This is a genomic window from Pseudomonas sp. (assembly GCF_032058845.1).
In the GTDB taxonomy this organism is placed as follows: Bacteria; Pseudomonadota; Gammaproteobacteria; order Pseudomonadales; family Pseudomonadaceae; genus Aquipseudomonas.
In genome coordinates, this window is sequence record NZ_DAMCCR010000110.1 from 1 (window position 1) to 13,306 (window position 13,306).

The 13,306-nt window shown below is 65.5% G+C and carries 12 protein-coding genes and 1 pseudogene; 9 read left to right on the forward strand and 4 right to left on the reverse strand.

What is annotated here, in order from left to right; translation table 11 throughout:
* From RT028_RS17275 to RT028_RS17310, 8 genes and pseudogenes are all read left to right on the forward strand, one after another.
* Window positions 1–356 (forward strand): annotated as a pseudogene (locus RT028_RS17275) (channel protein TolC); the annotation flags it as partial.
* Window positions 353–2,593, forward strand: coding sequence for a type I secretion system permease/ATPase (locus tag RT028_RS17280; protein ID WP_312936328.1), 2,241 nt, complete (start codon window positions 353–355; stop codon window positions 2,591–2,593). The pseudogene RT028_RS17275 and the gene RT028_RS17280, both read left to right, overlap by 4 nt.
* A gap of 88 nt (window positions 2,594–2,681) precedes the next feature.
* On the forward strand, window positions 2,682–3,866 hold the full coding sequence (locus tag RT028_RS17285) for an HlyD family type I secretion periplasmic adaptor subunit (RefSeq protein ID WP_312936329.1): 1,185 nt from the start codon (window positions 2,682–2,684) through the stop codon (window positions 3,864–3,866).
* Between the two features lie 381 nt (window positions 3,867–4,247).
* The gene (locus tag RT028_RS17290) at window positions 4,248–5,147 is read left to right on the forward strand and encodes a chemotaxis protein (protein ID WP_312936330.1); all 900 of its coding nucleotides are present in this window, start codon (window positions 4,248–4,250) and stop codon (window positions 5,145–5,147) included.
* 114 nt (window positions 5,148–5,261) lie between these two features.
* Window positions 5,262–5,573: a hypothetical protein gene (locus tag RT028_RS17295; protein WP_312936331.1), complete on the forward strand. Its 312-nt coding sequence runs from the start codon at window positions 5,262–5,264 to the stop codon at window positions 5,571–5,573.
* The gene (locus RT028_RS17300; RefSeq protein WP_312936332.1) at window positions 5,570–6,304 is read left to right on the forward strand and encodes a YkgJ family cysteine cluster protein; all 735 of its coding nucleotides are present in this window, start codon (window positions 5,570–5,572) and stop codon (window positions 6,302–6,304) included. Before RT028_RS17295 ends, RT028_RS17300 begins: the two co-directional genes overlap by 4 nt.
* Window positions 6,305–6,567: 263 nt before the next feature.
* Window positions 6,568–6,780: a hypothetical protein gene (locus RT028_RS17305; protein ID WP_312936333.1), complete on the forward strand. Its 213-nt coding sequence runs from the start codon at window positions 6,568–6,570 to the stop codon at window positions 6,778–6,780.
* 394 nt (window positions 6,781–7,174) lie between these two features.
* Window positions 7,175–8,674 (forward strand): sensor domain-containing diguanylate cyclase, encoded by a 1,500-nt coding sequence (locus RT028_RS17310; RefSeq protein ID WP_312936334.1) that lies wholly within the window; start codon window positions 7,175–7,177, stop codon window positions 8,672–8,674.
* Here RT028_RS17310 and RT028_RS17315 read toward each other — a convergent pair.
* Window positions 8,671–9,150, reverse strand: a complete 480-nt coding sequence (locus tag RT028_RS17315; RefSeq protein WP_312936335.1) for a PA2169 family four-helix-bundle protein — start codon at window positions 9,148–9,150, stop codon at window positions 8,671–8,673. The genes RT028_RS17310 and RT028_RS17315 overlap by 4 nt on opposite strands.
* A 197-nt stretch (window positions 9,151–9,347) precedes the next feature.
* Here RT028_RS17315 and RT028_RS17320 point away from each other — a divergent pair, with 197 nt between their 5' ends.
* The gene (locus RT028_RS17320) at window positions 9,348–9,572 is read left to right on the forward strand and encodes a DUF3820 family protein (RefSeq protein ID WP_312936336.1); all 225 of its coding nucleotides are present in this window, start codon (window positions 9,348–9,350) and stop codon (window positions 9,570–9,572) included.
* Between the two features lie 55 nt (window positions 9,573–9,627).
* On the opposite strand, the gene RT028_RS17325 is transcribed toward RT028_RS17320, so the two are convergent.
* The 3 genes from RT028_RS17325 to RT028_RS17335 form a co-directional block, all read right to left on the reverse strand.
* Window positions 9,628–11,376 (reverse strand): fructose-specific PTS transporter subunit EIIC, encoded by a 1,749-nt coding sequence (locus RT028_RS17325; protein WP_312936337.1) that lies wholly within the window; start codon window positions 11,374–11,376, stop codon window positions 9,628–9,630.
* Window positions 11,373–12,320 (reverse strand): 1-phosphofructokinase, encoded by a 948-nt coding sequence (pfkB, locus tag RT028_RS17330; protein WP_312936338.1) that lies wholly within the window; start codon window positions 12,318–12,320, stop codon window positions 11,373–11,375. Before pfkB ends, RT028_RS17325 begins: the two co-directional genes overlap by 4 nt.
* Window positions 12,320–13,306 (reverse strand): putative PEP-binding protein (locus tag RT028_RS17335; protein WP_312936339.1); only part of this gene is annotated, 987 nt, incomplete at its 5' end. The genes RT028_RS17335 and pfkB, both read right to left, overlap by 1 nt.

Genomic DNA, 13,306 nt, shown 5'->3' on the forward strand with positions numbered 1-13,306 from the left:
TGAGCGCCGCCGATCATGCCGAGGACAATGCCCGTCTGCAGGCCCGTCGCGGCCTGGCCGAAGCCCAGGCGCAGACCTCGGGGCTGGGCCGCCGCCTGCGTTCGCTGGAGTCGCGCCAGGCCAGCATCGAAGAGGCGCGCATGCTCTATGGCCGGCAATACCTCGACCTCGGCACCCGGCCATTGCTCGACCTGCTCAACGCCGAGCAAGAGATCTATCAGTCACGCTTCGACATGGCCGCCACCCGCTCCGACCTGCTGCGCCTGAACGTCGACTGCCTGTACAACAACGGCGCGCTGCGCCCGGTTCTGGGCCTTGAGGGCCATCGCCTGCAAGGTGTGGAGATCCTGCCATGAACGACGCCGTGAACCTGACCAAACCGGTCGCCGCCACTCCTGACGCTGCCGGCGGTGCGGGCACCGACGCGGGTGGACCTGGCGCGGGTGGTCCCGCCGCAGCTGGTCCGACTGCAACTAGCCATGCCCAACGCCCCGACCTCGGTCCGTGGCTGGAAAACATGCTCCACGTGGCTCGCCACTATCGCCTGGATGTCTCGCCACAACGCATTCGCCTGGCTGCCGCCGAAGATGCCCGGCCGCTGGACGAAATCCTCCAGCACATGGCGCGCCAGGCCGGGCTGACACTGCGCTTCGTCCTGTTCGATGCCAAGGGCCTGCGGCAGTGGCGAACGCCGCTGGTGCTGGAACTCGATGACGGCCAGCTGGCGGTGGTCGACGCGGTGACCGAAGACGATCAACTGGCGGTGGTCTTCGCCGGCGATCAGGGCCTGGCCAGCCGCCTGCACCGCGACGAGCTACAGGGCCGCATCCGCCGCGTGGCGCTGCTGCGCCCGGCCCGCCCGCTGCGCGACGTGCGCACCGACGACTACACCGCGCCCTACGACCGCCACTGGTTTGCACGCATCGTGCTGCGTGACCTGCGGCCTTATGGCCAGGTGATGCTGGCGTCCCTGGTCGCCAACGTGCTGGCACTGGCCGGGGTGCTGTTTTCCATGCAGGTGTACGACCGGGTGATCCCGGCCGAGTCGCTGCCCACCCTGTACGTGCTGTTCGGCGGCGTGGTGCTGGCGCTGGTGTTCGATCTGACCATGCGCCTGCTGCGTCTGAAGGTGACCGACCTGCTGGGCAAGCGCGCGGACCTGCGCATTTCCGATCTGGTCTACGGTCACGCATTGCGCTTGCGCAATTCCGTACGGCCAAAATCCACCGGCTCGTTCATCTCGCAGTTGCGCGAGCTGGAGCAGATTCGCGACCTGATCACCTCGAGTACCGCCACGGCGCTGGCGGACCTGCCGTTCTTTTTGCTGTTCCTGTTCGTGTTCTGGCTGATCGGTGGCGTGCTGGTGGTGATTCCGCTGGCGGCGCTGGTGCTGATGATTCTGCCGGGCATCCTTGCCCAGCGCCGCCTGGCGCGCCTGGCCAACGCCTCGATGCGTGAATCGGCGCTGCGTAACGCCATGCTGGTAGAGAGCATCCAGGGCCTGGACGAGATCAAGGCGCTGCAGGCCGAGGCGCGTTTCGAGCGGCAGTGGAACCAGTACAACGCCGCCTGCGCGCACAACAGCCTGCGCCTGCGCACCCTGACCAACGGCCTGGTGACCTGGACGCAGAACATTCAGGGCGCGGTGTTCGCCGTGGTGGTGGTGGTCGGCGCGCCGATGGTGATTGCCGGCGACCTGACCACCGGCAGCCTGGTCGCAGCCTCCATGCTCGCTTCGCGCATGATGGCGCCCATGGCGCAACTGACCCACGTGCTGACCCGCTGGCAGCAGGCCAAGGTGGCGCTGGAGGGCATCGACAAGCTGATGCAGAGCCCGGTGGACCACCCCGAGGGCGAAGCGCGGGTGCACCTGCCTGCCATTCAGGGTGAATACCACCTGCGCCAGGCCGTGTTTCGCTACAGCCCGGAAGCGGCGCCGGCCTTGCACATCGGCCAGCTGAACATTGCGCCCGGCGAGCGCATCGCGGTGCTCGGGCGCAATGGCGCCGGCAAGTCGACTTTGCTGCAAGCCTTGGGCGGCGCCATGGACCTGGCTCAAGGCGAGGTCACGCTGGACGGGATCGCCCTGGCCCACCTGGACCCCGCCGACCTGCGCCGCGACGTTGGCCTGCTGGCCCAGCACGCGCGGCTGTTCCACGGCACCTTGCGGGAAAACCTGACCCTCGGCGCCGGTCAGGCCAGCGACCAGGAACTGGTCGCGGCGCTGTCTGCCAGCGGCGCGCTGGCCTTCGTGCGGCAACTGCCCAAGGGCCTGGATCATCTGATTTTGGAAGGCGGCACGGGGCTCTCTGGCGGGCAACGCCAGGCGCTGGTGCTCTCACGGTTGCTGGTGCGTCAGCCGCAGGTGCTGCTGCTCGATGAACCCACCGCAGCGCTCGACGACGTCAGCGAGCGCACCCTGCTGGATAACCTCGATCGCTTCTGCCAAGGCCGTACCCTGATCATCGCCACCCACCGCATGAGCGTGCTGCAGCGGGTCGACCGGGTGCTGGTGCTCGATGGCGGGCGCATCGTCATCGATGACCCGCGCGACGCCGCGCTGGCGCGGCTGCGCCAAGGAGGCCAGGCATGAGCACGGCATCGCCAACCCCGGCCTGCTGCGCAGGTCGGCACGACGCGCACGAAGGTGCACCTGCACGGTCCAACCAAGGCGCCCAGCCATGAGCCAGCCCTCGCTGCCCGCCTCCTACCTCGACGGCCAGGACGACCACGCCGTGTTGCGCGCCGGCCGCGTGATCATGACCTGCGCGCTGATGCTCGCGGCGTTCATCGCCTGGGCGGCCTGGTTCGAGATCGTCGAAGTCTCCACCGGCACCGGCAAGGTCATTCCCAGCTCGCGCGAACAGGTGATCCAGTCGTTCGAGGGCGGCATCGTCGCGCAGATGAACGTCGCTGAAGGTGACCGGGTGCAGCGCGACCAGGTGCTCGCCCAGCTCGACCCGACCAAGACCGAATCCACGGTCGGCGAAAGCGAAGCCAAATACCGCGCGGCCTTGGCCAGCATGGCCAGGCTGCGGGCCGAGGTCAGCGGCAAACCGCTGGCATTCCCCGACAGCCTCGGCGATTCCGCTGAGTTGAAAGAAGCCGAAACGGCGCTGTACCAGACCCGCCGGCGTGGCCTGGAGCAGACCCTGGCCGGCATCCAGGACTCGCTGCGTCTGGTGCGCAGCGAGCTGCAGATCACCGAGAACCTGGCCAGGCTCGGCGCCTCCAGCCGCGTCGAGGTGATCCGCCTGAACCGCCAGCGCTCGGAACTGGAGCTCAAGGCCACCGAAGCGCGTTCGGAATATCTGGTGCGCGCCCGTGAGGAGCTGGCCAAGGCCAGTGCCGAGGCCGACAGTCTCAAGGCGGTGATCCGCGGCCGCACCGATTCGCTCACCCGCCTGACCCTGCGTTCGCCGGTGCGTGGCATCGTCAAGGACATCGAAGTCAACACCCTCGGCGGCGTGGTGCAGCCTGGCGGCCAGGTGATGAAAATCGTGCCCATGGACGACCGCCTGCTGATCGAGACGCGCATTTCACCGCGCGACATCGCCTTCATCCACCCCGAGCAGGCCGCCAAGGTGAAGATCAGCGCCTACGACTACTCGGTGTACGGCAGCCTTGACGGCAAGGTGGTCGGCATCTCCCCCGACACCCTGCAGGACGAAGTGAAACCGGAGATCTACTACTACCGCGTGTTCATCCGCACCGACCGCGACAGCCTGGAAAACAAGGCCGGCAAGCAGTTCGCCATTACCCCGGGCATGATCGCGACGGTGGACATCCGCACGGGCGAGAAGACCATTCTGGATTATTTGATCAAGCCGATGAATCGGGCGCGGGAGGCTTTACGGGAGCGTTAGGTGGCCGTGTTTTTTTGCTTCAGCGCACGTCCGGGTCAGGTACCAGGCGCCAGGTCGAGCATGGTGAAAAAATAGCACTGGAGGTCCAGCGGTTGCAGGTGGCGTGAGCGTTGCGGCAGTAAGCGACTTCCCTGACCCTCTTCTGGATTGACTGAGGTCGACAAGCTCGCGGGGCTGCAGGGCTGGCGCTTTGCTCTGCGCAGCGCTGGCCGGCTGGCTGGCTGGCCGAGCCAGGGCCTGCGTAGGGCAGGCAACACGAAAAGCCTGCAAACCCTCGTGCCTCGTCACTGCATTTGGCCTGCGTTCTGTCTTCAGCCCTAAAGCCCCCCGGCCCCAGGCCGATAACCCGGCATCCTCCCTCATTGAGTGCAAGCGCGCCCCATGGCCACCCAAACCGCCCGTGCAGACTCGCTGTCGCTGCTGCTGTTCACCCTGCGCAGCGGCAAGCTGATGGCGATCAACCTGCTCAAGGTCAGCGAAATCATTCCGTGCCCGGCGCTGACCCGCCTGCCCGAATCCCATCCGCACGTCAAAGGGGTGGCCACGTTGCGCGGCAATCCGCTGTCGGTGATCGACCTGTCACGCGCCATCGGCGAGCGCCCGCTGGATGACCCCAACAGCGGCTGCCTGATCGTCACTGAAATCAGCCGTTCGCGGCAGGGCCTGCACGTGCAGGCGGTGGTGCGCATCGTTCATTGCCAGACCACCGACATCAAGCCGCCGCCTTTCGGCTCGGGCAGCCGCTCCTTCATCACCGGCGTGACCCGGGTCGACAACACCCTGGTGCAGGTGCTGGACATCGAAAAGGTCATCCACGGCATTGCCCCACCGGCTCAAGAGCCGCTGAACGATGCGCTGGATCACGATGCCACCAGCCTGCTGGCCGCCTCGAACATTCTGGTGGTCGACGACAGTCAGGTGGCGCTGCAGCAGTCGATCCACACCTTGCGCAACCTCGGCATCGAGTGCCGCACCGCGCGCAGCGCCAAGGATGCGATCGATGTGTTGCTGGAACTCCAGGGCACCGCCAACGAGATCAACATCGTGGTGTCGGACATCGAAATGTCCGAGATGGACGGCTATGCCTTCACCCGGACCTTGCGTGAGACGCCCGACTTCAAACACCTGTACGTGTTGCTGCACACCTCGCTGGACAGCGCGATGAGCAGCGAGAAGGCTCAACTGGCCGGGGCCAACGCGATTCTCACCAAGTTTTCCTCGCCGGAGCTGACAGACTGTCTGCTGGTCGCGGCACGCGCGGTGGTGTTTGGCGAACACTGAGTCACTGGCTGATCAACGGCTCGCGCAGAGAGATGAAGACATAACCCCAGGGTTGATGCCTGAGACTAGTCGGGCATAATCCAACGTCTTCCGTTGAAAATGCTGGTATCGCGTATGAAGTTTTTCTGCTCCATCCTGATCACCTGCGCCCTGGCCAGTGGTGTGGCGCAAGCCTCCAGCAGCCAGGCCTGGAACGAATATCGCCAGTCGCTGCTCAAGTCCTGCCTGGCAGCCAGCCAGCTCAAAGACGCCCATGCCCTCGGCAAACCTGCCGAATTCGATGACCAGGTCGGCTATAGCGCGCTGCTCATCGAGGGCGTCTACCCGCAGAAGTACATGAAAGGCCGCACCGGCACCGAGCTGTGCCTGTATGACCGCCGCGTACAGAAGGCTTTCGTCAGCGAGTGGGCTGCCGGCAAGTCATGAGCACGTCGGTGCGCTTCGCCTGTACAGGCTGCGGTAAATGCTGCAGCGGCCACCATGTGCCGCTGACGCTTCGCGAGGCGCGCCAATGGGCCGTGGCCGGTGGGCAGGTGATCGTGCTCATCGAAGGCTTCGTCACGGATGGACCGGGCATGCCGGTCGATCAGCGCGAGCATGCCTTGCGCCGGTCGTCGGCAGTGGCGTGTGGCACAGGCGAGGTGCAGGTGGCGATCACCTTTGCCGCGTTCAACCCCGGCCGCTGCCGGCACCTCGACGCAGCCGACCGTTGCGGCATCTACGAATCCCGGCCGCTGGTGTGTCAGATCTATCCGGCAGAAATCAACCCGCACATTCCCCTGCGTATCGAGGCCAAGGACTGCCCGGCAGAAGCCTGGGAGCAAGGCCCCGAGTTGATCCATGGGCAGGTACCGGTCGACCCGGCGCTGCGCGCGCTGATCGAAGCGTCCCGCCAGGCCGACCGTGAGGACATCGGCGCCAAGGTTGTGGTGTGCCAGCGCCTGGGCATGACCACCAGCGCTCTCAAGGGCAATGGTTTTACTGCCTGGCTGCCCAACATGGCGGCATTTGCCCAAGCGCTGGAGCACTGCTCGGAGGGGGTGGCGCAGCCGTGGCAGTTGCACGTCGAGGACCCGGCACTGGCGCAGACGGTTGGCGCCCATGGGCTGCAGGTCACCGCACAGACGCCGACCTACTACACCTTCATCGGGTTCTGAAGACCGATACCAGGCGGGTGACCCACCGTCATCTGCAGCGCGGTCGGTACGGCAGCGCCATGCGCTGATCGCTACAGGCGCTCTAGCGCGCCTTCCATGGCGCGTACGGGCCGGCCCACTGGCCGGACAGCGTGGTCATTCCCCTCCTATCCTTACCTTTTCTGCAACAGTGCTTATTGCGAATGACGCTGTTTCCGCCTCGGTGCGAGGGCTACCGTAGACCCATCCACACAGCACTTGCATCGCAAGAAGGTAGTTTGAAAATGTCCAACAGCATGGGTATTGCCAGCGTATTCGTCCTTTCGGCACTGATGTTGTCACCCCTCGCGCAGGCCGAAGAATCACCGGTTTTTGCGGCGCGCAACCAGGCCATTGCCGAACAGGCGCAGGCGTTGTTCGCGCAGCAGGCCGATCCGGCAGGCGGTGAGGCGCAGGCGGCGTCCAAAGCGGTGGCAACTGATCACGCCGACAGCTGAAAGCAGCGCGTTATTGTTACAGAAACCGAAAGATCGAGAACGGCAGGCTGGCAGCTGTGGCGTTGAATGCGTTGCGACCCGCTCCATCGCTGTCTCCGGGCCGTCTCGCGGGGCGCTCTGCGCGCCGCAGTCATCAGGGCAGAGCCGTCGGCCTTCAGGACTTACAGTGTTCCCGCACCCAGCGCGAACTTCAGTTGCAACGGTCTTCCCTCGAGTGTCGACCCACAGAGCCCAGACAACCTCGCAGCGGCCCGTGTCGCCTCGCTATCGAGCCATCGGCCGTTCGACGAGGCCCACTATCGGTTGTTCCACCTCTCCTGCTTCCTTAGAATAACGGCCTCGCTCATGCCGACCCTCGAACGTCAAGGGGGTCTCATTCCCAGGGAGCCTGCCGTTGCCTTCGTCTCCCCCACTGCCTGCGCTACTCAGATCACGTCCCGAGCGCACCCTTACGCTGGGTAGCGTTCTGGCCGTGTTCGCTATCGTGACGATCGTCAGCTACCTGCTCGGGCGCGAACGCGATAGCGTCGAGCAGTCTGCCATCAGGGCATCGAACAACATCGTGCAGCTGATCGAGAGCGACATCCTGCGCAACGTCGAGCTGTACGACCAGGCGCTGCGCGGCGTCATCTGGGGGGTGTCGCATCCACAACTGCTGCGGCTGACGCCGGAGCTGCGCCAGCAGATCCTGTTCCGCCGGGCCATTACCCCACCCGGGCAGGGCGACCTGCTGTGGCTGGATGCCCGAGGCAAGGTGCGGGGCGACTCCACCGGTACCCTGTCGCGCCAGACCAGCTTCGCCAACACCGCGGCGTTCATGGCGCACCGTGACCGCGCCGATCTCGGCCTGCTGATCAGCCCGCCGTCGCCCCTGCAGCTCAGCGAGCTGGACTGGTCGGTGAATTTCAGCCGGCGCATCTCCTCACCCAATGGCGCGTTTCTCGGCGTGGCCATGGGTGCGTTGCCGCTGTCGTATTTCACCGCACTGTTTCAGCGCCTGGACATCGGCGTGCAGAGCAGCATCAACCTGTTCACCGCCGACGGTCAGTTGCTGGCGCGCGAGCCGGTGCGCGAAAACGACCCGCAGGTCGGCGGCAACTACCGGCAACGCTCCAATTTCGAGCGGATCATCGCCGAGCAGAATGGCAGCTTCACTGCCGCCTCCGAGGCCCGGGGCGGTACAAAACGCATGTATACCTTCGCCAAGGTGACCGACCTGCCGCTGATCGTGCTGGTGGTGCACTCGGCCGATGAGGTGTTTCAGTCATGGCGCCGTACCGCGTGGATGGTCGGGGCCGCCACCGGCGCGCTATGCCTGGGCTTGCTCTGGCTGACGGTGCTGCTGGGCCGCGAGTTGCGCCGACGCCAGCGCGCCGAGCTTAACCTTGCGCAACTGGCCGCGACCGACAGCCTTACCGGCCTGCCCAATCGGCGGCGTCTCGACCAGACTCTCAGGCTCGAATGGGCCCGTGCGCAACGCAGCGGCAAGCCACTGGCAGTGCTGATGGTGGATATCGATCACTTCAAGGCGTTCAACGATCGTCATGGTCATGCCGGCGGGGACCACGCCTTGCGCGAGGTGGCCAAGGCGCTGGAGCGCTGCATTCGCCGGCCCGCCGACCTGGCGGCACGCTATGGGGGTGAGGAATTTCAGGTGGTGCTGCCGGAAACCGATGCACCGGGCGCGCGCCTGATTGCCGAGCGCATTCGCGCAGCGGTCGAGGCCTTGCCGGCGTTTGGCCAGACTGGCTCGACCATTACCGTCAGCATTGGCATCGCGCTGTACACGGAAAAAACCCAGCAGGATCTTTCGACCGTGCTGGGTTTGGCTGACGAGGCGCTCTACCGGGCCAAGGCTATGGGCCGTAACCGGGTGGAAGGCCCGCAGACTTAGTGGTTCTCAGCGCGGACTCGATCGCGCAGCGCTTTTACTTCGTCGTGATTTTTTTGCGCGCCTTGCAACTGCTTATCGACCAGCACCAGACTGTTTTGGGCCGCTGGGACGTTGAGCTTGGTCAGCTTTTCACGCGCTTCACGATACGCCTTCAGGGCATAATCCTGACCGCGCTCGGTCTCATTCAGGACCGCTTCATCATCATTGCTGGTGAACGTGGTCTTGAGGTCAATCCATGCACGGTGCAGATCACCGGTGAGGCTGGTCGAGTCTTCAGGCTTGCCGCCCAAGTGGAGGACTTCGGCTTGCAGTTCGCGGGCAGCATCTGCGCAACCGGCACCGCGTGCTTGCAGGAACGCTTTGAGCTGCGGGCTTTTCACATCTTCAGCCGACTTCTCGAAACCTTTCTGGCCGTCTTTGCTGTACTCGATCAGGTCGTTGAGGACATCGATAACGTCTTTGTTCGGGTTGCTCATGGTCCAGACTCCTTGGCATTGATTAGTCCTTAGAAGAGAGCAGCCTTCGTGCCAGTTTTAAGAAAATATAAAATCCTTTTAAATCAATGAATTAACAGATAAAGGCCAAACGCCATGCGTCGCGTTCTGCATGATTGGCCTTGGTGAGTCGTGCAGTTTGCAGTAGGGTCGCGACTCATTCGTATCTGGCGCCTCGCATGAACCCTGAAACCCTGCAACTGCTGGTCACCCGCACCATGCCCTTCGGCAAATACCAAGGCAGGCTGATTGCCGACCTGCCCGGTGATTATCTGGCCTGGTTCGCGCGCAAGGGATTTCCTTCTGGGGAGCTGGGCGGTTTGCTGGCCTTGATGCACGAGATCGACCACAACGGCCTGATGGACCTGCTCGTGCCCCTGCGCAAGGGAATACCGCAGCGCTGAAATGCATCAGGGGCGCACATGGCGCCCCTGATCGGTCATCGACTCGGCGCCGCGTTCAACGCTGCGGAGCTGCGACGGCCAGCTCTACAGGCTCACCGCGCTTGATCAGCGCATAGATCACGGCCGTTACCAGGCTGCCTGCGACAATCGCCAGCAGGTACAGCAAGGCGTGGTTGATGGCATTGGGAATCAGCAGCACGAACAACCCACCGTGTGGCGCCATCAGCTTGCAGCCGAAGTACATCGACAGCGCACCGGTCAGCGCTCCGCCGGCGATACTCGCCGGGATCACCCGCAGCGGGTCCTTGGCGGCGAACGGAATGGCCCCTTCGGAGATGAAGCACAGCCCCAGCACCAGCGCCGCCTTGCCCGCCTCACGCTCGCTCTGGGCGAACTTGCGTCGGGCGATGAAGGTGGCGATGCCCAGGCCAATGGGCGGCACCATGCCCGCGGCCATGGTGGCCGCCATTGGCGCATAGCTGGACGAGGCCAGCAGCCCGACCGAGAAGGCGTAAGCGGCCTTGTTGATCGGCCCGCCGAGGTCGACGCACATCATGCCGCCCAGCAACACACCCAGCAGAATGGCGTTGGTGGTGCCCATGCTGTCGAGAAACTGCGTCAGGCCGGCGAGCATGGCCGCCACGGGTTGGCCGACCACGTAGATCATCACCAGGCCGGTGAACAGACTGGCCAGCAGCGGAATGATCAGAATCGGCTTGAGCGCCTCCAGGCTGCTCGGCAAACATACCCATTGGGCGATGGCCTTGGCGCTGTAGCCGGCCAGGAAACCGGCGACGATGCCGCCGATGAAGCCAGCGCCCAGGGTGCTGGCCAACAGGCCACCGATCATGCCAGGCGCAAGCCCCGGACGGTCGGCAATGGACCAGGCAATGTAGCCCGCCAGCAGTGGCACCATCAGTTTGAACGCCGCCTCGCCACCGATCTGCATCAGCGCGGCGGGCAAGGTGCCCGGCACCTGGTGGGCGTTGATGCCAAAGACGAACGACAGGGCGATCAGCAAGCCACCGGCCACCACCATCGGCAGCATGAACGACACACCGGTCAGCAGATGCTTGTAGACCCCGGCCTTCTCGGCCTTGGCCGGTGCAGCAGTGGCGTCGCCGGCGCTTTCCACCTTGCCGTCGGCCAGGGCCTTGTCCAATGTCGCAGACGCCTGTTTCAGGGCAATGCCGGTGCCGCAGCGATAGATACGCTTGCCAGCGAAGCGTGCGGTGGGCACCTCGATGTCGGCAGCCAGCAGCACGACATCGGCCTGGGCGATGGCCTCGGCGGACAACGGGTTACGCGCACCCACCGAACCCTGGGTTTCCACGGTCAGTTGATACCCCTTCTGTGCAGCAGCCTGTTGCAGGGCTTCAGCGGCCATGAAGGTGTGGGCGACGCCCGTAGGGCAGGCGGTGACAGCGACCAGGCGCGGTTGAGCGGCCACAGTGGCCGGCGCCTCGATTGCGCCCTCGGTGAGGTCGGTGGCGGCCAGCAGCTGGGCATTGGCGGCGGCTTCGTCGAGGAAGCGTTCGCGATCGGCCAGGGCTTGCGCGGGAGTGCTCTGAAACACGCGCTTGCCGATGAAGCGGCGCAGATCCAATGGGCCGGTGGCGATGACCAACACCCAGTCCACGGCGGCGATCTGCTCGGGCGTCAGGCGCTGTTCGGGGTGCTCGGGGTCTGCCACCTCCACGCTGGCGGTCCAGCCGCGACGGTGGGCCTCGGCGGTGAGCAGGCGTGCGCTCAGCACGCTGGACACCTGCCCATTCGGGCAGGCGGTGACGATGGCGAGGTTCATTGACCACTCTCCTGTTGTTCTTCTACATGCACGGCCGCCTCCAGGCGGGCCAATTGCGCGTGGTCACAGATGCCGAAGCCCACTTGGCTCACGGCTTGCGCGGCAATGGCGGTGGCGCGGCGCAGGCTCTGCTGCGGCGCTTCACCCTGGAGCAGGCCGTGCAGCATGCCGGCCACCAGCGAATCGCCGGCCCCTACGGTGCTCGCGAGCTTCACCGCGGGCGGCCGTGCATGCAGCGTGCGTGCGGCGGTAAACCAGCTCAGGCCATGCTCGCCGTTGGACAGCACCACGTGCTCGACGCCGGCATCGAGCAACTGGCGCGCCGCCGTGTGCTGGGCGGCGCGGTCAGGCAAGGTCATGCCCAGCGCCTCGCCCAGCTCTTCAGCATTGGGCTTGACCAGCCACGGCGCGCAGCGCAGGCCAACGCGCAGGGCCTCGCCACTGGTGTCGAGCACCAGCTTCAGGCCTTGCCCGTTGAGCTGACGCAGCAACTGCTCGAACCACGCCAGGCTGATGCCGCGCGGCAGGCTGCCGGCCACCACCACGGCGTCGAAGCCAGGGGCAATCTGTTGCAGACGGCGCAGCAAGGCCGCCTGAGCCGCGTCATCGACCTGCGGGCCCTGCCCATTGACGTCGGTGACCCGGCCGTCGGCTTCGACCAGCTTGAGGTTGCTGCGGGTTTCGCCATCCACCCGCACAAAGCTGTCGGTGAAGCCGCGCTGTTCGATCAGGGCTTCGAAGGGCTGCAGGTTGTCGCGGCCCAGAAAGCCGCTGACCGTCAGGTCATGGCCCAGATCGGCCAGCACCTGGGCCACGTTCAAGCCCTTGCCGGCCGCGTGGCTGGCTTGTGCCTGGGCACGGTTGACGTGCCCGGCGCGCAGCACGTCGAGGCTGACGGTGATGTCCAGCGCCGGGTTCAAGGTCAGGGTCAGAATCTTGGCCATCAGGTTCGCTCCACCAGCGCACGCACGGAGGCTGCGCTGTCTTGTTGCAATGCGGCCTGCGCCAACGCGCGTGCTGCCTGGAAATCGGTTTCGCGCACCAGCGCCTTGACCTCGGCAATGCTGCGCGAGGCCACGCTCAGTTCGTCCACCTCAAGCCCCAGCAGGATCGCCACGGCCTGGCTGTCGGCTGCCAGCTCGCCGCACACCCCGACCCACTTGCCGTGGGCATGGGCGGCGCGCACGGTCATGTCGATCAGTTGCAGCACGGCCGGGTGCAGACCATCGGCCTGCGCCGACAGGCTCGGGTGGCCACGGTCGATGGCCAGGGTGTACTGCGTGAGGTCGTTGGTGCCGATGCTGAAGAAGTCCACCTCGCGCGCCAGTTGCGGTGCCAGCAGCGCGGCCGAGGGCACCTCGACCATGATCCCGACCTGCAGGTCGGCCACCGGGATTTCCAGGCGCAGGCGCTCGACCATGGCCTTGGCTTCACGCCATTCATGCACTTGCCCGACCATGGGGAACATGATGCGCAGCGGGCGGTTGTCGGCGGCGCGCAGCAGGGCGCGCAGCTGGTCTTCCATGATCTGCGGGCGTTGCAGGGTCAGGCGGATGCCGCGCACGCCGAGGAAGGGGTTTTCTTCCGCAGCGATGGGCCAGTACGGCAGCGGTTTGTCGCCGCCCACATCCAGGGTGCGCACCACCAGCGGCCGCCCGCCCAGCCCGTCGAGCACACGGCGGTACTCGGCTTCCTGCAGCGCAACATCCGGCGCCTGGCTGTGCGCCATGAACACCAGCTCGGTGCGCAGCAGGCCGACGCCTTCGGCGCCCTGCTCCACCACCTTGTCGATACCGGTGCTTTCACCGATGTTGGCGAACACTTCCAGCGCATGGCCGTCACGGGTGATCGCCGGCTGATGGCGTTCGGCCCAGGCCGCTTGCAGACGCTGTTCGCGCGCGTCGCGCTCGGCCAGGGCGCGCTGCACCTC